Source organism: Streptomyces sp. ADMS, assembly GCF_033441795.1.
GTDB lineage: Bacteria > Actinomycetota > Actinomycetes > Streptomycetales > Streptomycetaceae > Streptomyces.
This window is the reverse complement of record NZ_JAVFVX010000017.1, coordinates 46601-67035: the sequence shown is the minus strand read 5'-3', so window position 1 is coordinate 67035 and position 20435 is coordinate 46601. Positions and strand designations below refer to the sequence as shown.

General features: G+C 69.9%; 10 protein-coding genes and 7 pseudogenes. 6 read left to right on the top strand and 11 right to left on the bottom strand.

All coding sequences use genetic code 11. The annotated features are described in order from the left end of the window. Positions 1-46: 46 nt before the first annotated feature. The 6 genes and pseudogenes from RB628_RS10680 to RB628_RS10650 form a co-directional block, all read right to left on the bottom strand. Positions 47-2098: a BTAD domain-containing putative transcriptional regulator gene (locus RB628_RS10680; protein WP_318320091.1), complete on the bottom strand. Its 2052-nt coding sequence runs from the start codon at positions 2096-2098 to the stop codon at positions 47-49. Between the two features lie 202 nt (positions 2099-2300). Continuing rightward, entirely contained in the window at positions 2301-3125 is an 825-nt protein-coding gene (locus RB628_RS10675) for a UbiA family prenyltransferase (RefSeq protein ID WP_318320090.1), read from the bottom strand. 336 nt (positions 3126-3461) lie between these two features. Next, the gene (locus RB628_RS10670; RefSeq protein ID WP_318320089.1) at positions 3462-4178 is read right to left on the bottom strand and encodes a response regulator transcription factor; all 717 of its coding nucleotides are present in this window, start codon (positions 4176-4178) and stop codon (positions 3462-3464) included. Further along, positions 4165-5049, bottom strand: a complete 885-nt coding sequence (locus RB628_RS10665; RefSeq protein WP_318320088.1) for a sensor histidine kinase — start codon at positions 5047-5049, stop codon at positions 4165-4167. Before RB628_RS10665 ends, RB628_RS10670 begins: the two co-directional genes overlap by 14 nt. Before the next feature lie 1106 nt (positions 5050-6155). Then, positions 6156-7294, bottom strand: a pseudogene (gene pglZ, locus RB628_RS10655) (BREX-2 system phosphatase PglZ); the annotation flags it as partial. A 4-nt stretch (positions 7295-7298) separates the two neighbouring features. Continuing rightward, positions 7299-7814: pseudogene (locus tag RB628_RS10650) on the bottom strand (phage resistance protein); the annotation flags it as partial. A 367-nt stretch (positions 7815-8181) separates the two neighbouring features. Here RB628_RS10650 and RB628_RS10645 point away from each other — a divergent pair. Together RB628_RS10645 and RB628_RS10640 are read left to right on the top strand one after the other, a co-directional pair. Continuing rightward, the gene (locus tag RB628_RS10645) at positions 8182-8454 is read left to right on the top strand and encodes a type II toxin-antitoxin system prevent-host-death family antitoxin (protein ID WP_318320087.1); all 273 of its coding nucleotides are present in this window, start codon (positions 8182-8184) and stop codon (positions 8452-8454) included. After that, positions 8451-8708, top strand: coding sequence for a Txe/YoeB family addiction module toxin (locus RB628_RS10640; protein WP_318320086.1), 258 nt, complete (start codon positions 8451-8453; stop codon positions 8706-8708). Before RB628_RS10645 ends, RB628_RS10640 begins: the two co-directional genes overlap by 4 nt. Before the next feature lie 37 nt (positions 8709-8745). Here the strand turns inward: RB628_RS10640 and RB628_RS10635 are convergent, their stop codons facing one another. From RB628_RS10635 to RB628_RS10620, 5 genes and pseudogenes are all read right to left on the bottom strand, one after another. Next, positions 8746-10899, bottom strand: coding sequence for a tetratricopeptide repeat protein (locus tag RB628_RS10635; protein ID WP_318320085.1), 2154 nt, complete (start codon positions 10897-10899; stop codon positions 8746-8748). Beyond that, the gene (locus RB628_RS10630) at positions 10896-11156 is read right to left on the bottom strand and encodes a hypothetical protein (protein WP_318320084.1); all 261 of its coding nucleotides are present in this window, start codon (positions 11154-11156) and stop codon (positions 10896-10898) included. The genes RB628_RS10635 and RB628_RS10630 overlap by 4 nt, the downstream gene beginning before the upstream one ends. Before the next feature lie 157 nt (positions 11157-11313). Further along, positions 11314-11796 (bottom strand): annotated as a pseudogene (locus RB628_RS42565) (transposase); the annotation flags it as partial. Positions 11797-11852: 56 nt separating this feature from the next. Next, positions 11853-12182 (bottom strand): annotated as a pseudogene (locus tag RB628_RS42560) (transposase); the annotation flags it as partial. 1007 nt (positions 12183-13189) lie between these two features. Then, positions 13190-13279: pseudogene (locus RB628_RS10620) on the bottom strand (IS5/IS1182 family transposase); the annotation flags it as partial. Between the two features lie 70 nt (positions 13280-13349). On the opposite strand from RB628_RS10620, the pseudogene RB628_RS10615 reads away from it, so the two are divergent. From RB628_RS10615 to RB628_RS10600, 4 genes and pseudogenes are all read left to right on the top strand, one after another. Then, positions 13350-13896 (top strand): annotated as a pseudogene (locus tag RB628_RS10615) (IS3 family transposase); the annotation flags it as partial. A gap of 212 nt (positions 13897-14108) precedes the next feature. After that, positions 14109-16472, top strand: a complete 2364-nt coding sequence (locus RB628_RS10610; protein ID WP_412180631.1) for a LuxR C-terminal-related transcriptional regulator — start codon at positions 14109-14111, stop codon at positions 16470-16472. Positions 16473-16578: 106 nt separating this feature from the next. Continuing rightward, positions 16579-20064: a carboxylic acid reductase gene (gene car / locus RB628_RS10605; protein WP_318320081.1), complete on the top strand. Its 3486-nt coding sequence runs from the start codon at positions 16579-16581 to the stop codon at positions 20062-20064. Between the two features lie 106 nt (positions 20065-20170). Continuing rightward, positions 20171-20333: pseudogene (locus tag RB628_RS10600) on the top strand (ABC transporter substrate-binding protein); the annotation flags it as partial. Positions 20334-20435 lie beyond the last annotated feature (102 nt).

The following is a 20435-nucleotide window of genomic DNA, read 5'->3' as shown; positions in this document are numbered from 1 at the left end:
GATTCCTCTCGGGAGTCAAGGAGTATTGATACGAGAACGGCTCGTATCAAATCACGACCGCAGTCGACCCGCAGCCCCTACAACGCGAAGAGGGGGCCGAATCAGGCCAGTTGGGTGCGTCCTGGCGACCGCCGGACACCCCGAGCCGTCGGACCGCGTTCCCGTGTTCTTCGAGGGCCGGCTCATCGGGACCGACTCTGGACACGCACTCGTCGGCCGCCGACCTCGGCCACGGAATGGCCGATCTCAGATCGTCCAGTCGGGTCAGGGCCGCTTCCCGGTTCAACGGCGGCTCACGCCGCGCGCACTCGGCGGCGTAGATCCCGATGAGGTCGGCGAAGCGGTACCAGAACCCGCCCTCCTCCTCCAGCAGATGGTTGGCGACCAGCGTGTCGAGCAGTCGGCGCGCGGTGTGCGCGTCGGTGTCCGCCAGCGCGGCCGCGATCCGGACCGTGATCAGGCCGTCCCGGTACAGACCCAGGTGGCGGAACATGCGCGCCGCCTCGGCGGGCAGCGCCTGGTAGGACGTCTCGAACACGTTGCGGATGCTGGCCAGCGCGTCGTCCGCCACCGTGAGACGGTCCAGCCGCCCGCTCTCCGCCCCGTACTGCTCCAGCAGGGCGTCCAACGGCACACCGGAGTTGGCGGTGAGCTTCTCGGCGAGGATGCGCACCGCCAGCGGAAGTCCGCCGCACAGGGCCGCCAGTCGCAGGGCGGTCGCCTCCTGCCCGCCGAACCGCCCTTCGCACAGGGTGGTGAGCAGTTGTGCCGCCTCGCCGTCGACCAGCGGTCCGACCGGCACGGTGCGCGCCCCGTCCCGAGCAGCCAGTCCGCGGAACCGCTGTCGGCTGGTGGCGACGACGCAGGACGGACCGTGCGGGATCAGCGGCCTGATCTGGTCCGCGCTGAGGGCGTCGTCCAGCACCACCAGCATCCGCTTGTCGTGCAGCAGACTGCGGTAGAGCGTGGTGCGGGCCGCCGGGTCCCTGGGTATTCGCGCGCTGTCGACACCGAGGCTGGTCAGCACTTGCAGCAGCGCGTCCGAGGCGCTCAGCGGCCTGCCCCGCAGCCCGTTGCCCCCCAGGTCCACATAGAGCTGCCCCTCCGGGAAGCGGTCCGAGAGGCGGTGCGCGAGCTTGACCACGAGCGCCGATTTGCCGACGCCCGCCGGCCCGTGGACGATGACCACCGAGGCGGCCTGGCCCCGTTCGGGGCACTCGTCGCCCAGCATGCCGTCCAGCTGCTCCAGTTCTCGGACACGACCGGTGAACCCTCGTGCCAGTGGCGGGAGTTGGGCGGGCTTGGGGATGTCGACCGTCAGGGTCTCCCGGACGCCCGTGATCGTCCCGGCGCGGTCGGCCGGTCCGCCCGTCGGGTGCCCGTCGGGTACCGGGGCACTCTCTCCCCCGGCCAGGATCTGCTGATGGACGTCGCGCAGCTCGGCACCCGGCTCGATGCCCAGTTCCCGCCGCAGCAGTTGGCGCGTCTCCATGTACACGGAGAGGGCCTGCACCTGCCGACCGCTGCGACAGAGCGCCTGCATGAGCAGCCCTCGCAGCTTCTCGCGCAGCGGCTCATCGGCCACCGCGCGGGTGAGTTCGCTGACCGCCTCCGTGTGCCGCCCGGCCTCCAGCATGACGGCGGCCCACTCCTCGACCGCGGTCAGCCGGAGGTCCCGCAGACGTAAGCTCTCCATGGCGGCGAACGGCCCGGGGACACCGGAGTAGGCCTCGCCGTGCCATGACGCCAGGGCCCCCTCGTACAACCCGAGGGTCGTGTCGACGTGGCCTCCCTCGCGGGACCTTCGCGCGAGGGTGTGCCGCTGGACGAAGAGTGTCGCGTCCACCTCGGCCGGGTCCATGCGCAGGCAGTACCCCCCGGGTTCCGAGGTGAGGAGTGTGCTGGCCCCCCTTCTGCCGCGCCCCGGCTCCAGCACGCGGCGCAACCCCGCCACGTAGGTGTGCACGCCGTTGGCCGCCGTATGCGGGGTGTCGCTGCCCCAGAGAGCGCTCGTGATGGTCTCGGGGCCCACGACCTCGCCCGCCCGGCTCGCGAGCAGGCTGAGGACCGCGCGCTGTTTGGGCGGACCCAGCGCCACCTCCTTCCCGTGTCTCCACGCGCGTATCGGTCCCAGAAGCTGAACGCGGAGAGCTACCCCCGTGTTGTTCATCGGCCATTCGCCCCTTGAACTCGGTGCTGTTGATTGGGTCGACGCTGTTGGTTCGGGCCTCGGGCCGCCGTTCGGGCCTCGGAGTTGCCCAGCGGTCCACGCCTCGCGGCCGCTCCCGAACTCCCGCGTGTCAGACGACAGGCTGGGCGAGGACGACGCAGTGCGCCGTGTACTGCGTGATCATGAAGATGCGGTACGGCCGCCTGCGGCGGGAGCGGGTGTCGCCGGCCCGGGCGGTGAGGGCCGCCGCCGACAGGACCAGCGCCCCGCCGAGGACCACGAACCCGGGCACGAGCAGCGCCGGCGCGTCGAGTTCGACGGCGCTGACGAGCACGCCCGCTCCGATGCCGAGGGCGCTGAGCGAGACGATGCAGGCGGTGACGGTACGGCCCCACAGGATCGTCCAGTTGCGGCGGCCGTGCTTCGCGTCGCCCACGTCGTCCGAGAAGTCCTTGGCTATCGCCCCGACCATGCCCATCCACAGGGTCATCGCGACGGCGAAGACGAGCAGTTCCACCGTGAGCGGGACGGCGCCGCACAGGGCGCCCGCGGCGTAGGTCAGGAATCCACTGGCCACCACCACGGCGATGGTGGCCGGGGTCCGGCTCTTGAGGGCGAGCGCGGGCGCCGAGTACGCGTATCCCAGCAACAGCATGCCGAGGGTCACCACGAACATCGCGGGCCCCAGCAGGATCCCACCGGTCAGGGCCGTCGCGGCCAGTGTCCAGGCGGCGGCCCGGGCGACCGTGACGGGCAGGGCGCCGCGCGCTATGGGCCGCCCGGAGCCGTTGGCCCGGTCCTCCCGCACGTCCGTGACCCCGTTGTAGAGATAGGTGAAGGCGATGGAGCACAGCCATACCCCGGCGCCGAACACGAAGGCCGGCGGAAAGGCCGAATACCCGCTCGCCCCGGCCGTCCCCGCCACCGCGTAACGCATCAGGAAGATGATCTGCACCGTGGGCCGGGTTTCCCGGACGCACAGCGACAACCAGTTCGTACGTGCAGTTCGAGCCGGTCCCGCGACGTGCGATTCGAAGGTGGACGGTGCGGTTCTCACAGGTCTCGCAGACGTCACTCTTGGCATGGCTGCGAACCTAACCCCACGGATGGATTCGCGCCACGCTCATCATGGGACACTCGGCATACCCCGAAAGGTGTATGCCACCGGGGGTTTGCCGTGCCGCTTCCCGTGCTGTCGGGCATGACGAACTCCGGCCCCCGTGTGCTGTTCGGACGCCGGGGCCAACTGTGAGTTTCCTGTGACGCTGCGCGCTCGCGTCCACGGCGAGTATCAGAATTTACGGACCGGAGCTATGAGTTGAGCGTCGACGGCCTTATTGACCGCCTCGATACGGGAGACGGCGCCGAGCTTTTCGAAGATGTTCCGCAGATGCCGTTTCACCGTCCCCTCGGTGATGCCGAGTTCATTGGCGATCTGGCGATTGCTCAGGGCCGTCGAGACAAGAGTGAGGACTTCTTTTTCGCGGCGTGAGAGCATTTGCCGGGGCGCGCCGAACCCACTCTCCGGAATCCCGCTGCGCGGAACCGCGATCACGAGGGGCGAGTCGCGCTCCGTGACGTTTCGAATCGCGGCCAGCAGCGAATCGCGGGGCACGCTCTTGTGGAGGTAACCGCGGGCTCCGCAGGCAAGCAGTTCCTGCACCAGCGGGCCATGGCTGTACATGCTCAGCATCAGCACATGCAGGTCCGGAAAGCGCTCGGTCAACGCGCTGACGACGGAGGGCGCATGGTGATCGGGCATTTCCACGTCGAGCAGCACGACATGCGCCCCCGTGCTCGCCACGAGGTCGCCCAGTCCTCTGGAGGTGTCCACCTCAGCCACGACCCGCAGGTCGTCCTCCACCCCGAGCAACTGGCACAGAGCGCCGCGCAGCAGGGAGTGGTCGTCGACTGCGATGATGCGGATCGGCTCGTCCGCGCCCGGCGTCCGGCACGCGGCAGGCGTCCGGCCCGGGTCAGGCGTCCGGCCCGGGTCAGGCGTCCGCATTCGACTCCCCACCGATCGGCACCGAGAGCTCGATGACCGTGCCCCTCCCGGGAACGCTGTCGATACTCACTTGACCACCCATGAGCTGGGTCCGTTCCAGCACCGAGGTGAGGCCGTTGCCGAAGCTCCGCTCCGCGGGGAACCCGGCCCCGTCGTCCCGTACTCGGGCCCAGAGCCCACGGGCGTCGACCCTGGCCTCGATGGTCACGTGGGAGGCGTACGCGTGCGCCAGGGCGTTGCGCAGGCATTCGCGGAGGACGAGGAAGAGGTCGTCACCGACCTTGTCCGGCATCAGATCACCGGAGTCCTCCATCCGGATCTCCACCACCGGTTCCTCGATCGCCATGGCCGCGACGAAGGAGGACAGCGCCACCTGGAGGGAACCGGCGGTGTTGGTGCGGGTGCGCAGTTCGGTCACGACGTCCCGAGTGCTGAACATCGTCTCCAGGATCGCCTCTTTGAGGCTGCTCAGGCGGGCGTCCTCCCCCGGCGCCCCGTTCAGGGAGAGTTCGTAGAGCTCCAGCTGGCGCAGGGCCAGGCTGGCCGCGCTGCCGATGCGGTCATGGATCTCCCGCGCCATGCCGTCGCGACTCTGCTTGGCGGAGTCACGTACGACATCGAGCAGGAAGAGGTCGTGTCCGCTGGCCCCCTCGTCCAGTCGGCGGGTGATCGACGCCTGGAGCGTCGACAGCACCCTCATCTGCCACTGGCCGCAGCACTGCCGGGCGGCCGAGGAGCGTCCCAGGAACCCCGCGACCACCTGGACGAACAGGGATCCCGCGCGAACGGAGTGGATCGGCGCGATTCCCTGCACTATCCGGGTCGCACCCAAGTGACGTGTTTTCTGCGCGAGTTGCAGATCGAACGGCATCTCAACGCCGTTCCGCAGAACGTGGCGGCACTCGTTCAGAATGTGCTGGGCCTGCTCACGGCAGGTTACCCAGGCCTCGGTGTTCAGACCCAGTGGATTTCGCTGCTCAATGAGCTTGCTCCGATATTCATCGAGTAAAGCGGGCTCATCCCCTGTCAGCTCCGCAGCGATTTCCTCCCCTTCGGGATCAGGATCACGTTCCAGATGTCGTGCGTCGATGTATCGCACCCCTCTCCCCTCCCCCCAGTTGCGATCTCCGCAAGAGCTTCCCGCAATTTAGACAACACGCCAGAACAAGACGACACGCAGGAATTTGGGTAACTTTCAAAGATCAGCTTGATGATGCCGCACCCACCAGGTGACGTCAAGCAGGCCACAAATGGTGCAGCAGTGACACGTATTCAAGCTCGTCCGCCGGTATTTCGGCACCGTCACAGGCTCCGGCGCGATGCCGAACCAACCGCTCCGCCGCCACAGGCGTTCGAGTTGTATACGAGGCGATACGCGCCCGTATCGAGAGCGGGCCGCGGGCGCGCAGCCACGGCCCGTTCCTCAGCAAAACCGCATAGGCGCCGCCCACCCCACATATCCCTTCCGCCCCGAACATGCCCGTTTGGCGAAGGCGCCGACGATCGCCGTGCCACCCGGCAGCGTCGGCATCACACCGATCGACGACGCGGAGGCATACCTGTGCGAAGCACGGCCGACTTCATCGCGGACACCTACGTGCGCGGCACCGGATCACGGACGGTGACACCCGTCACCCGTCACCCGTCACCCGTGGCGTGCAGGGCCAGATCTGGAAGTCGTCCGGGAACGGCTCGTCATGGACGGTGAAGGAACTCCTCTTCGGCTGTGCCGAGCGGCAGGTCCACCGGCGTCTCGGGACCCTGTGGCCCGCCAGGCTCAGCTCGGCCATGAGTCGGGCGTGCTCCGAGGAGTGCGAGATCTCGTCACGGGGACAGTGCCGGCCTGGCCGCGCCTCGGGCGCACCGGCCCGACGATGCGCCCCACGCGCAGAACACACCGCACAGCACCACGAGCGCCATGCCGAAGCAGACAGGGTTGCGGCCACTGACGACGGATCGTTGCCGCTGCTCTGCATCCATGGCCAGGCAGTCTGATGCGCGGGGCTCCGGGTTCCAGGCCTCCGACGCAGTTTTGGTCACGGGCGGTGTGCCGCCCGCGTCGAGCAGGGCGGCGAGGGCCTTGTAAACCTGCTCCTGCTGCGGCTTGCGCGCCAGGCCGTCGAGTTGCACCTGATACGTCTCCGAGTCGAGCAGCATCGTGACAAGCGCCTCGGTCCGGGAAACGACGGTCGGTGTGAGCAGGGTGTCGTCGCCCCCGACGGTCAGCGCCACGTCGAACAGCGCGTCAGCGACTCGGGGTCAGGCTGCTTCTTGCGGGGTTTCGCCGTCCCCTTCTTCGGAGCCGCGCCGGCCGCCTGAGCCGAACGCTCGCCCGACACCGGCCGGCCCGCCTCCTCCGGAGCCCACCAGGGTGGCCGCTGGTCTCCCAACTCCCGCCACCCCTTGGGCGGTTCCGCCCCGAACAGCAGGAAGGCGAGCACCGGAATGGTGAACTCGGCGAGGGAGGCCCCGCCGTGGTAGCCGGCCTTGAGGGCAATGTAGCGGGAGTCCGCGTCCCAGAGCGCGACGATGGACGCGCCGGGCTCGGGCCAGACCACACGCGGTCCGGTGAGAGCGATCTCCCGTTCGCCGATGGGGCCGCCACCGGGCAGGCGATGGCGCGCGGACGCGGGCTCGGTGGCCGCGTCGGCCTTCGTTCCGTGCCGGTCGACGACATGGCCGTGGTCGCTGGTGACGACGACCGCCATGCCCTGGGCCGCCGCCACCCGGAGCAGGTCGCGCAGGCCGGGTACGTCGTCAACCCGCCACGCCCCATCGCCCAGCTTCTGTTCCTTGGCAAGGCGGTCGTCGATGGCGTTGAGGACGACGGCGACATGGGTCCTGCCGTCGGTGAGCGCTTCCGTGAGGGCGAAGCCGAAGGTGTCGCCCGCGGTCTCGGTGCGCAGGTCGTCCTTGTGGAAGACGGCGGCCGGTGCCCCGCTCCACAGCTTCAGCGCGGGGAAGGGCCGTTTCTCCTCGGCCTGGGTGCCCTTCATCAGGGTGCCCGCGAAGAGCGATGTCCGGGACACTGCCGTCACGGCGGGAAGGGCGGCGGCCATCGCCCGCCGACGCGGGGTGTCCTCGGCCAGCGGGTCGAACTCCGCCCAGGAGCGGCGCGTTCGTGTTCAGGGACAGGTCGTCGGCCGTGGGCTGCGGCGCGACGGGCGCGGGCTGCTGGGCGACGGCCTGGTTCCGCTTCAGCAGGGCGACGACCTCGCGCTGGGTACGGGTGAGGGCCTCGCGCAGGTCCGCGGTGCGCTGGTCGTCCCGGGCCACGTTGCGCAGCGACTCGAGCAGCGCCTCGCCCTCAGGTCCGTTGGCGAGTTCCAGGGTGCTCCAAGGGGCGGAGGCCACGGCCTCCGCGACGGCGTGGGCCTGCTTGATGGAGGTCCCGTACCGGTCTGCGCTGGTCTCGCCGAGGTCGAAGGAGGCGATGGCCTTCACGGTCTTCTTCGCCCCGGCCGCGCCCTTGCCCGCCTCCGCCGTGAGCACGTCCAGCAGTTGCAGGGAGCGGCGGGCGAGGGCGAGCCGTCCGGTGTCGGCGGTCTGGTCAAGGCCGAGGAAGGAGGCGTGGGCCTCCAACTGGTGCACCAGGTCCGCCGCGTGGTCCCGGTGGGCGCGGGCGGCCTCGATGATGTCGATGACATCGCGGAGGAGGAGCGGCTGCTGGGCCATTACCGGTCACGCTCTCCATCTGGTGGTCTCCGCCACCGCTCGTCCTCGATCGTGCGGAATGTCCGCTGCCTGTTCGGCCGACCAACAGAGACAGCGAAGGCGGGCCGCTGCCCACCCGCACCGGAAGCGTCCAGCCGCCGGGCAGGCGCCTACTCCCCCCTTGCGCTGCATACCCGTCTACAGACCGATCGATCAACCGGCGGCCCGCGCACCCCTGGCCACCGGAACCAGATCGGGGCTACTGAAGACAACTCACTCCGCAAGCCGTACCAGAATGTCGTACCATTGCAGTACCATATTCCAGTACCACCAGGAGAGGGTGCCGCAGATGACCATAAGTGCCAGCGAGGCCCGCAAGGACCTCTTTCCCCTCATCAAGCGCGTCAACGACGACCACACCCCCGTACGCATCAGTTCCAAGAGCGGCGACGCCGTGCTGATGTCCGCCGAGGACTACGACTCCTGGCAGGAGACCGTCTACCTGCTGCGCTCTCCCGCCAACGCGCGCAGCCTCATGGAGGCCGTCGCACGGGACAGGGCCGGCGAGGCCGTGGTCACCAGGACCATGGCAGAGCTGGAAGAGCTGGCGGGTGACGCGTGAGGAGCGTCCACTTCGACCCGGCCGGATGGGAGGACTTCGTGTTCTGGCTCGGCTCGGACCGCGCCATGGCCCGCAGGATCACGCGCCTGATCGCCGAGATCCAGCGCACGCCCTTCACCGGCATCGGCAAGCCGGAGCCCCTGAAGGGCGACCTGTCCGGCTACTGGTCACGCCGGGTCGACGACGAGCACCGGCTCGTCTACCGGGTGGACGAAAAGGAAGTCAAGATCCTCAAGGCCCGCTACCACTACTGAGGCCACGGCTCGTCCGCGCGCCGAATACCCCGCCGCGTCATCTGCCAGGCGGTTGCGGCGGGCCCCATCGACCCGATCGGTACGCGTCCAACAGTTGGCGGCTCGCGACCGTGAAGGGGTGCTCGGGGCCCAGGCCGCGTTCCCGCCGCTCGACGACGTCGGTCATCAGCGCGATCCCGTCCTCCACGTGTCCGAGCGCGGCCCGGGTCCGGGAGAGGAGTTGCCGGGCGGCGAGCACGATCGGGTACTCGGGTCCGAAGCGCCGCACATACGTCTCGGCGACCCGCCGGATCTCACGGTCGGCCTCGTCGAAGCGGCCCAGGAGGTACAGCGCCCACGCGTGGTTGTGCCGGGCGCCCAGTGTCACGGTGTGGTCGGGGCCGAGAGAGCGATCGCATTCCGACGGCAGCGTGAGCAGCGTGCCGCCTTCCTCGGTGACCACTTCGGCGGCGGGCAGCATCTCCAGCAGGCTGGCGCGGGCGCGCAGGGTCAGCGGATGCGTGGGGCCCAGCGCCGAGCGCCGCCCGGCGACGGTGTCGCGGAGCAGCGCGACGGATTCCTCGCGTCTGCCGAGGTTCGCCAGCACGAGCTGGAGTCCATAGCCGCTGTCCAACGTGTCGGGGTCGCCGGCGCCGAACAGGCGCTCCTGGGCGTCCCGGACCGCGCGGAGCGCCGCTTCGGCCTCGGCGTACCTGCCCAGCCGGAACAGTGCCCGCCCCGCCCTGGAGCGGGCGGCGAGGACCGTACGGTGGTCCGCGCCGAGGAGTCGCTGTGCGAGGTCCGCCGCGCTTCGGGCGGTCTCCCCGGCGGAGAGGTAGTCACCGGTCCGGTGCAGGGCGACCGACAGCCGCGTCGCGACGGCCAGGGCGTCGGCGGCGGACGGCCCGCCGATGTGCCGCAGCAGGGCCAGCGCGTGAGGTACCAGCAGGCGCAGTCGCGGATCGTGCGGACCCGCGTCGGGTACGCCGGGCACGGCCGCGTCGAGCAGCCGGACGGCTGTCGTGTCGAGGGCGGGCACCAGGTCCGCGGGGGTCGCCGCCGAGACGCTGTCGAGCAGGATGCCGTGACTCTGTACGCAGAGTGCGCCGGCATCGTCGACCAGTTCGGACAGCGACTGGTCGAGGAGGGCTCTGAGGGCTGTCTCGGTCCGGGCACGAGGCAGTACGGCGCCGATGTCGGCGTGGTTGAGCAGAGTCAGCGGCAGCGGCTCGGCGGCGAACCGGGCCCGCAGTCTGAGCAGGGCCGCCGCTTCGGGCAGCCCGCGCGCTTCGAACGCGTCGAGGGTCAGCTGCCAGGTCAGGCCGACCAGATGCCGGGGGTCCGCCTCGGACAGCGCGTCGGCTCCCCGGTCGATCAGCTGGACGCGTTCGTCTCCGTCGAGCTGGTCCCCGTAGGCGTCCATCGTCCAGGGGTCGATGACCTGGTGGGAGAGGAAGCCGCCCGCCAGGGTGAGGGCGAGGGGCAGCCGCCCGAGCCGGTCCGCGACCCGCGCCGCCTGCTCCGTCGTACCGCTGTGCGGTGCGAGATCGCGCAGCACGAGCGCGGCGTCCTCCCGTGGCAGTACGCCGATGTGCTGCAGCTCGGCGCCCGGCCACCACCGGGCCGCCGCTCGCCGTGTGGTCACCAGGACGGTGCCGCGCGGGCTGGTGCGCAGCCAGTTGCCGTCCCGCAGGATCTCCGGCTCGTCGGTGTTGTCCAGGACCAGTAACCAGGGTTCGGCGGAACGGTCGAGATACGTCCAGACGAGATCGGCGGCAGGTCTGAGGCCGTTGCGTGCGGCGAGCAGTTCGCCGTCGCCCGCTCCTCGGTCGGCGGCGACGGCGAGCATGCCGGCGCGCAGGCTCGCACGGTCGGAGGCGTTGACCCACAGGCCCACCCGGCCCTGTTCTCCGGTGACCTCCTGGAAGAGGGCGCAGGCGACCGCTGTCTTGCCCGAGCCGCCCATGCCGTACAGCGCGTAGACCTGGCCGCCGCGCTCCGCCTCCACGCTCGCCCGCAAGCGTTCCATCACCTCGCTGCGGTCGCGCAGCGCGACGGGGAGCCGGCCGACCGCCGGGCGTCGCACCGAGTCCGGCCCGCCGTGCTCCGGCCCGTCACCGCCGTAGTGGTGGTGCTCGCTGATGTGCTGGTCGCCCCGTGACTGGTAGACGCGTCCCTGGTCCTCGGCGTGGCCGTCCGTCCCGCCCGTCATCGCTCGGCGATGTGCTGGTCACGTCCCGCTTGGTACACCCGGGCCTGACCGGACGCGGTGGCGTGCTGGGTGATCTGCCGGGCGGCCGAGCCAGCGGGATCGAGTTGGTCCAGCAGTGCGCGCAGTTCCTCGACGGCGGCGGGCCGGGCCACGAGCAGCCGCCGCACCAACCCCTGCCACTGAAGGCGCAGTTCGCCCAGGGTCGCCTGGTCGTCCGCCGCCACAGCGGCCAGCCCGTCCTCGCGACCGGCCTCCAACTCGGCGACGACGGTCTCGGCACGCTCGGGTTGTGACGGTCAGGGCGATCTGGCCGAAGTGCCTGGGCGGGGCCGCATTGCCGTCGGCGGGCAGGACCGGGTCGGGATGGGTGCGTCGGTCCAGGCTGGCGATCACGGCGAGCAGGGCGAGGGCGGCCGTCGCGAGCACGACGTGTCGGCGCCAGGAGCGGTAGCGGCGGGCCTGCGTGTGGTCGAGGCCGACGGCGTCCTTGCCGTTGGCGAAGTCCTCCTCGACCGCCCATCTGATGCCGGCGATCTTGACGAGATGGGCCAGTGCCATCGACCGGCCCGGTGGTACGTAGGTGTAGAAGAAGGCCAGGTCGGTGGGGTCGGCGAGGGAGCGGCGGACCAGTAGATGGTGCCGCGGGCCGGCCGTGGCGACCAGGGCCCAGTCATAGACGCGTGGCCCTTTGGCGCCCTGTCCGCACGAGAGTCGGTTCCACGCCCGCTTGGGGATCTTCTTCGCCGCGAGCAGGTCGGCCCGCATCGGCCCGATGCCGGTGGGTACCTGATAGTTGATGCCGACGGCGAAGACATAGCCGATGGCGTACTCCTCGAAGAAGCCGCGCAGTTTGGAGCTGCGGCCGTAGACCTCGTCGCCCGTCGCCCATCCACTGCGACGCCGGCGGCGAGCGTGCGTCGGGCCTGCTCCAGCGCGATGGCGGTCTTGGTGCGGAAGGTGAAGTCCCGTCCCAGGCCGGCGCGTTCACAACGGTCGGGGTCCTTGGCCCAGTGCTCCTGGACGTACAGGTCACCGTCGATCAGGCAGTGCCCCAGGGCGCTGGCGTAGGTGCAGTACACCGCGACCACCGCGTTACTGACCTGCCCGGTCGTGCCGGTGTACTGGCGTCCGACCCCGGCGGTGGCGGTGCCCTTCTTCTCCTGGCCGGTCTCGTCGAAGACCAGCACCGCGCCGGGGGCGGCCAGGTGACGTACGGCGCAGCGCCGCACCGCGTCGCGGGCGCCGTCCTCGTCCCAGACGGCCTGGTAGAGCAGGCGTTGCATCCCGAACGCACGCGTCTGCCCGGCGTGCTCGGCCAGTGTCCAGCAGTTCTTTGCGCGGCAGGTCGGCCAGCCGGCCGTGCACGTACGCCACGGCATGCGCCCGAGGCTCACGGCGGGCGAACAGCGGCGCCAGCTCGGCTTCGACCTCGTCGAACTTCTCCTGGAACAACGAGGGATCTATGCTGACAGCAGAGGCCGCCTGATCTTCATGTTGCGTCACAACACCATGATCAACAGGTGGCCTCGTCCATGCCTCGTCACCCCCACACCGCCCGTCGCCCCGTCAGATCACGAAGTGCGACTGGAGTACTGGGCGACGGCGTTCACCACCTGCTGGCAGCGCCGACCTCCCGGCTGTCACCTGAAAACCGGGCACCGCCCGGACAAAGACCAAAAAGGAGGACGACCAGCAGCGCTCCGGGCCCGTGGAATCCGGCGCACCCGCAGCGTCACGCGACGGCCCGCCCCGAACAGAGAGAGGACAATAGGGGCGAACCACCAAACCGATCAGCGACCGAACGCCGCTGAAGAGGTCAACTCCGCCAACTCGACCGGTCGGAAAATAGATGAAACGGCGGGCTGAAAGAGTCAACTACAGATTCCCGTGGTTCCGCACGATGGAAAGAATTACGGTTACTTCCACACCATGGAAAAGATCGCGGCGATTTCCACACCGTGGAAAAGGTTGCGGCGACTTCCACACCGTGGAAAGGATTGCGGCGACTCCCGACACGGCATCTCTGTCCTCCCGACCCAATCCGCCACCTTGAGCCCAAACGGGCCGAACCGTCACAGGGCGGGCTTTCGGTGCGGCCGCCCGCGATCCAGGTTATGACTAATGAATATGCCTCCCCCGGCATCGCGCCATTCAGGATTGCCACCACACCCCTCGAGGATCAAATACTCTGTACGCGACCAAGGGCCCTGCGCCCCGACATCCACCCTCACCGCCGAATCCGGTCAGTGAGTCTTGTCAGTAATGGATCATGGCGCTGTGTGATCGTTCCGATGGTGCGGTCGTATTCGAGTTGGAGCAGGACGAGGGCCGCGGCGACGATTTTCGTGATGCGGCCGAGGTCGAGGCTGACCCTGCGCAGGGGGCTTGACCCTTGAGCGTGGACACCTTGGACACTGGACCTTGAGGGTTCAGAGGAAGAGACGTCACTGATGGTGATGAAGGTGTACTCGGCGGAGTTCAAGGCGGACACTGTCGCGCTGTACCTGCCGGACCCGAAGAACACGTCCGAGGGCGTCAGTAAGGACCTGGGGGTCAGTCGGGAGACGCTGCGGAACGGGTGAGGGTCGAGCAGGGCCGCGCGGCGGCCGTGAGTGGCTCGCCGCGGGCGGCACAGGCCGTGGATGTACCCTCCGACGATGTACTGAAGGAAGAGAACAAGCAGTTCAGGGCCCGGATCAGGGAGCTGGAGACCGAGCGGGAGATCTTGCGGAGGGCCGCGAAGTATTTCGCCCGCGAGACCAACTGGTGAGCCGTTTCCAGTTCGTTGATGATCATCGCGGCGCGTTCGGCGTCAAGCGGCTGTGCCGGGTCCTGGAGGTCTCCAGGACCGGGTTCTACCGGTGACTGAAGGGCGCCCCGGCCCGCATGGAGCGGGCGCGGTCCGATGCCCGCCTGTCCCGGCGGATCCGGGAGATCCACAAGGAGTCCGACGGTACCTACGGCGTCCCGCGGATCACGGCCGAGTTGCAGGAAGCCGACGAGTAACGGGTGTGCCAAGGAGACGTGCAACCTTCAAGAACTTGCCCCCTACACCTTGCAAAGGTATCGTCAACCCTCATTTTTTGAAGGTATCGTCAAACCAGCGGCACTCCGCACGCCAGTCCGCACAATCCAGCAATCCAGCAGGTACGGGCCCCAATTTCGCTCGATCCTCCTCCCCACCCCGCACATGAACTACGTGAGGTCACGTGTCACACAGCCCCCTGCGCGGCCGATCACCGGAAATGAGCCTCATACTCCAGACATTCGCCGAAGCGGAGTCAAACCGCGGCGGCGTGATCCTGATCTCAGGAGAAGAAGGTTTCGGGAAAACGCGCCTCGTACACGAGGTCAGCCGCATCGCCGAGGAGCGTGAATTCACCCTCGTCCGCGCCGATGACGGAACATTGCCGCCACGGGCCGACGACCGCCCGACCCTGACTGTTCTCGACGACCTGCACACGCAGACCGACCAGGCCCTGCTGCGCCGCCTCACGGCCGACCTGGCGTCCCTGCGGCACTGTCCGCACCTCTGGCTCCTCACCCTGCGCGACCAGGCGTACGGCCTCGACGTCCACCGTTTCGTCAGGGCGCTCGACGACTGGGGGTGCACCCGGCTCACCCTCGGCCGGCTTTCCCCGGACTCGGTCCAGGAGCTTTTCACCGACATCCTGGGGGCCGTGCCCGACGCCGGACTGACGGCGCTGGCCGACGAGGCAGGGGGCCACCCCCTGCTGGCAACGGCCCTGGCGACGGGGTTGCGCGAGGACGGCTTGGTGCGCGTCGTGAGCCGGCAGGCCGCCCTCACCTCCACCGTGGTGCCCACGCGCCTGCGCTCCACGGTCAACTGCCTGTTGAGCGAGCAGGGCGAGCAGGTGCAGGACGTCCTGAGGACCGCGGCTGTCCTGGGCCCCGAGTTCTGCCTCGGTGAACTCTCCGCGATCCTCGTCGACTTACCGGCCGTCGCCCTGGCCGCGCTCGTCCAGCGGGCCGTGGACGCGGGGCTCCTCGACTGCCACGACAACGGCCGTCTCACGTTCCGCAACGAACTGCTGCACAGGACCCTCGTCGACAGCACCGCGCCGAGCGTCCGTCAGGTGCTGCTCGACGCCGCGTCTGGGCCCGGCACCCCGGCCGCCGTGCCGGGCCCGCCCCGCGAGGAGAGCGCGGCGATCCTGTCCGCGCGCGCCATCTCGTACCTCGACGAGGGCCGCACCGAAGAGGCCAGGGAGGCCGCGACCGCCCTGTTCCACAACCGGGCGGCGGTCGAGGACGCTTCGGGGCAGGGGTTCGCGCTGGTGGTCCGCTCCACCTGTGCCCGGCTCGACGGGCAGCCGACCGAGGCGCTGCGTCTGAGCAGGGAGGCCGCCGCGATCATTCCACCCGGCAAGTCGGACTTCCTGGATGAACTGGTCACGATCGGCGTGGCGCTCGAACTCTCTCTGCTCGGCGAGCCGGACGAGGCCGAACGGCTGCTGCGCAAAGCCCACTGCTGGACGTACCCGGACGACACCCCGCCCTCCGGCCTGGCACTCGCCACGGTCGCCGCGCGGCTGTTGAGCCTCAAGGGCGATCACCAGCGGGCCGACCGGTGGATCGAGTCCGCCATGGGCGTGCTCCGAAAACCCGACGGCGCACTGCTCCCGCTCGCCACCACCATTCAGGCGCTCGCCGCCCTGCGCGGCGGTGATCTGCGCGGCGGTGATCTGTGCGACGCGGAGATCCTGATGGCCCGCCGTCAGGACGAGTCGCTGTCCTCCCACCGCGTGTTCAGCGCCCAGCCCGAGTGGGTCGCCCTCCAGATCGCGGCCGAGCGGCACGGCGCGCCGTGGGCCGTCGAGCTGCTGGGCCGCCGGTACGCCGATCTGGTCACCGGACCCCTGCTGTTCACGGAGGAGCCGGGCGCAGCCCCCTGGCTGGTGCGCACCGCGCTCGCCGCGCACGCCCCCCGGCTGGCCGAGCAGGTCGTCTGCACGGTCCGTAACCTCGCCCGCGACAACGCGGACTACGCTCCGCTGAGCGTCTCGGCGCTGCACGCGGCCGGTCTGCTCCATCACGACGAGGGCGCCCTGACCCGCGCCCGCCGCGAGCACCGGTGCCCCTGGGCCGCCGCCGGGGCAGCGGAGGACCTGGGCATCCTGCTGCTCGGCCGGGGAACCGGAGAGGGCACGGCGGTACGGCAGTTCACCGCGGCGCGAAGGCTGTACGAGGAGGCCGGGGCGCTGCGGGACGCGTCCCGGATCGCGGCCCGGTTCAACCTGCCCACGACGCGCGCTTCGGCGCCCCCGGAGAGCCGCCCCGTGGTTCCGGAACAGGAGCTGACCCACTCCGAGCGGGCGGTGGCGGAACTGGTCGTGCTGGGCATGACCAACCGGCAGGTCGCCGGAAAGCTGCACCTCTCCTCGTACACCGTCAACTACCACCTGCGGAACATCTTCCGGAAGTTCGGTATCAAGTCCCGGGTGGAGCTGGCGCGTTGCTACCAGGACGGCACCTCGGCCACGGAGTTGCCCGTGGTGCGCGTGGGTTCCCGCCCCGAACCGGCCTCACGTCCCAGCGCGCGGCCCGCGTAGAACCGGCCCGGTGCCGGGCTGCGGAGCCCGGCGAGCATCCCCCTTCTGCCACCCCGCTTTTGACACCCCGCACAGCGAATCCCGTACAGAGAAACAGGTGACGCTCATGCCCGCGAAGCCCCCCACCGACGACTCCCCCGGAAACCGGGCGGTCCGTCTCGTCTCGGAGCTGTCCGCGCGCGATCCGCAGTACCGGGGCGCCAGGCCATCGCCCGCGGTCCGTGAGGCGGTACGGGAGGCCGCGCGGGACCAGGTGCTGGCGCGAACCGTGGCGACGGTCATGGAGGGGTACGCCGACCGTCCGGCCCTGGCACGGCGGGCGACGGAGCCCGTCACGGACCCGGTCTCCGGACGTACGTCGCTGCGGCTGCTGCCCGGGTTCACGACCGTCACCTACGGCGAGCTGTGGGCGCGGGCCGGAGCGGTCGCGGCCGAGTGGACGGCGGACGAGCGACTGCCGCTGGCCCCCGGGGACTTCGTGGCGCTCTATGGGTTCACCAGCGGCGACTACGTCACCCTCGACCTGGCGTGCCTGCGGCACGGCGCGGCGTGCGTGCCGCTGCAGTCCGGCACTCCGGTGGCCGGGCTCGCCCCGATCATCGCCGAGACCGGGCCGAAGGTGCTCGCGGCAAGCGTCGAACTGCTGGACAGCGCAGTGGAGTTGGTGCTGTCCGCCGAGTCGGCGCCGCGTCTGGTCGTGTTCGACTTCCACCCCGAGGACGACGCGGAGCGCGAGGCGTTCGAGGCCGCGTCCGCCAGGCTCGTGGCCGCCGGGCACGCTGCACCACTGCCGCTGGCGGCGGTGATCGAGCGCGGGCGTTCCCTGCCCCCGGCCCCGCTGTTCGTCCCCGGCCCCACCGAGGACCCGATCCGGCTGCTGATCTACACCTCCGGCAGCACGGGCACCCCCAAGGGCGCCATCCAGACCGAACGCATGCTGCACCGGGCGTGGGCGGGTACGGTGCCCATCCCGGACGACGTGGCCTCCATCGTCGTCAACTACCTGCCGCTGAGCCATGTCGCGGGCCGTTCCTCACTCGTGGAGACGCTGAGGCGGGGCGGGATCTCCTACTTCACGGCGAAGAGCGACCTCTCGGCCCTGTTCGAGGACATCGCGCTGGCCCGGCCGACCGCCCTCCTCTTCGTGCCCCGCGTCTGCGACATGCTGTTCCAGGAGTACCAGGCCGAACTGACCCGGCGCGCGGGGGAGTTCACCGACCAGGAGGCGCTCGACGCGGCCGTGAAGGCGGATCTGCGGGAGCGGTTCACGGGCGGCCGGCTCATCCACGCGCTCTACGGCAGCGCGCCCCTCTCCACCGAGCTGCGCGAGTTCATGCGGACCTGCCTCGACCTGCCCGTCCTGGACGGCTACGGCTCCACCGAGACCGGGTCCGTGCTCCTCAACACCCGCGTCCAGCGCCCGCCGGTCCTCGACATCAAGCTCGTCGACGTCCCCGAACTCGGCTACTTCCAGACCGACTCGCCGTACCCGCGTGGCGAACTGGTCCTCAAGTCCGCGGCGCTCACGCCTGGTTACTACCGCCGCCCCGAGGTGACAGCCGCCTCTTTCGACTCGGACGGCTTCTACCGCACCGGCGACATCATGGCCCGGACCGGCCCCGACCAGTACGTCTACGTCGACCGCCGCAACAACGTCATCAAGCTCGCCCAAGGCGAGTTCGTCGCGCTCTCCCGGCTCGAAGGCGTCTACCTCACGCATCCGCTGATCCGGCAGATCTTCGTGTACGGGAACAGTGAACGGGCGTATCTGCTGGCGGTGATCGTGCCGACGGAGGAGGCCCTGACCCGCGAGGACATCGACTCCGTTCTCACCGAGGCCCTCCAGCAGACCGCCCGTGACGCCGAGATGAACTCGTACGAGATACCGCGCGCGTTCCTCGTCGAGACCGAGCCCTTCTCCCTGGCGGGCGGCCTCCTCTCCGACACCCGCAAGAACCTGCCGCCCCGTCTCAAGGCACGGTACGGGGATCGGCTCGAAGCGCTGTACGAGGAGCTGGCCCGGGCCCAGGAGGACGCGGTGCGCGCCCTGCGCGACGGCGGCGCCGACCGGCCCGTGCTGGAGACGGTGGGGCGTGCCGCGCAGGCCCTGCTGGGCAGTTCGGCGGCCGACGCGCGTTTCACAGACCTCGGCGGCGACTCCCTGTCCGCGCTCTCCTTCTCGACGCTGCTGACAGAGATCTTCGGGGTGGACGTACCGGTCGGCACGGTCCTCAGCCCCGCCGGCGACCTGCGCGCCCTCGCCGAGCACATCGAGGCCCGTCTCGCGTCGGGGGCCGGCCGTCCGACGTTCGCCTCGGTGCACGGCGCGGGCAGCACCGTCGTCCGCGCCGCCGACCTCACGCTGGACACGTTCCTGGACGCCGGGACCCTCACCGCCGCGGATCGACTCCCGCCGCCCGACGGCCGAACGCCCCGTCATGTGCTGCTCACCGGGGCCAACGGCTACCTCGGCCGGTTCATGTGCCTGGACTGGCTGGAGCGGCTCACCGGCAGCGGGGGCAGGCTCGTCTGCGTCGTACGCGGGAAGGACGACGCGGACGCGCGGATGCGTCTGGACCGGGCGTTCGACACCGGTGACGCACAACTCCTGAGCCGGTACCGGGAGTTGGCCGACGGCCGGCTCGACGTACTCGCCGGGGACATCGGGGCTGAGCGTCTGGGACTGGCCGAGGAGACCTGGCAGCGACTGGCGGAAGAGGTCGACCTCATCGCGCACCCGGCGGCGCTGGTCAACCATGTCCTCCCCTACGAGCAACTCTTCACGCCGAACGTGGTGGGCACGGCCGAGCTGATCCGCCTCGCGCTCACCACGCGGATCAAACAGTTCGTCCACCTCTCGACCACGGCGATCTCCACGACGCTGGACGAGACGACGGATATTCGCGCGCTCATCCCCGAGCGCACCCTCGACGACGGCTACGCAGCCGGATACGGCACGAGCAAATGGGCGGGCGAGGTCCTCCTCCGCGAGGCCCACGCCCACTACGCCGTTCCCGTCGCAGTCTTCCGCTCGGACCTCATCCTGGCCCACCCCCACCACACCGGCCAGGTCAACCCGGCCGACGTCCTCACCCGTCTCCTCTTCAGCATCCTCACCACAGGACTCGCCCCGACCTCCTTCTACACCCACGAGGGCCACGCCCACTTCGACGGCCTCCCCGTCGACTTCACCGCCGAGGCGGTCAACACCCTCGGCTCACAACCCACCCCGGCCCACCGCACCTACAACGCGGTCAACCCCCACGACGACAACATCTCCCTGGATACGTTTGTGACATGGCTGCAAGAAGCAGGCCACCCCATCCAACGCCTCCCCCACAACGACTGGTCCCCCCGCCTCGAAGCCGCCCTCCGCTCCCTCCCCGAACACCGTCGCCACCGCTCCCTCCTCCCCCTCCTCCATGCCTTCACCACCCCCCTGCCCCCCACCCCCGGTTCCCTCGCCCCAGCCGCCCGCTTCCGCACCGCCGTCCGGGAGGCAGGCATCGGCACGGACAAGGACATCCCACACCTGTCCCGCGAGCTGATCACCAAGTACGCGACCGACCTGCGTGCACGCGACCTGCTCTAGCTTGACTCTTTCGGGGCATCTGACCGCGCGGATCGCGCGGGCGAGCAACCCGGGCGGTGGGACGGCGATGTGGTCGAGAGACCGGCCGGACGGGCCATGGCGCGACAACGAGCAGACCTCCGGCCCGCCAGACCGAGAAGTCCAAGGCCGCGGCCAAGGCGGCCGGCATCCCCGTCGTACCCGTGACGGAGACCCTGCCTGCCGGCAAGGACAACCTCGGCCGGATGACCTCCAACGTCGACGCGCTCGCGAGCGCGCTCGCCAAGTGAGGCAGCCCTCCCCTGCCGCCACACCCCGCGCCCGCCAGGGTGAGGTGCGGCCCGAGGTCGCGACGGACAACGCGTGGGCCAGGTCGTGGAGTTCGGCGGTGC

Coding starts and splice junctions, on each gene's coding strand:
- RB628_RS10670 (WP_318320089.1), bottom strand. CDS start 4,178: ATGCGGACGCCTGACCCGGGCCGGACGCCTGACCCGGGCCGGACGCCT.
- RB628_RS10665 (WP_318320088.1), bottom strand. CDS start 5,049: ATGCCGTTCGATCTGCAACTCGCGCAGAAAACACGTCACTTGGGTGCG.
- RB628_RS10645 (WP_318320087.1), top strand. CDS start 8,182: ATGACCATAAGTGCCAGCGAGGCCCGCAAGGACCTCTTTCCCCTCATC.
- RB628_RS10635 (WP_318320085.1), bottom strand. CDS start 10,899: ATGACGGGCGGGACGGACGGCCACGCCGAGGACCAGGGACGCGTCTAC.
- car (WP_318320081.1), top strand. CDS start 16,579: ATGCCCGCGAAGCCCCCCACCGACGACTCCCCCGGAAACCGGGCGGTC.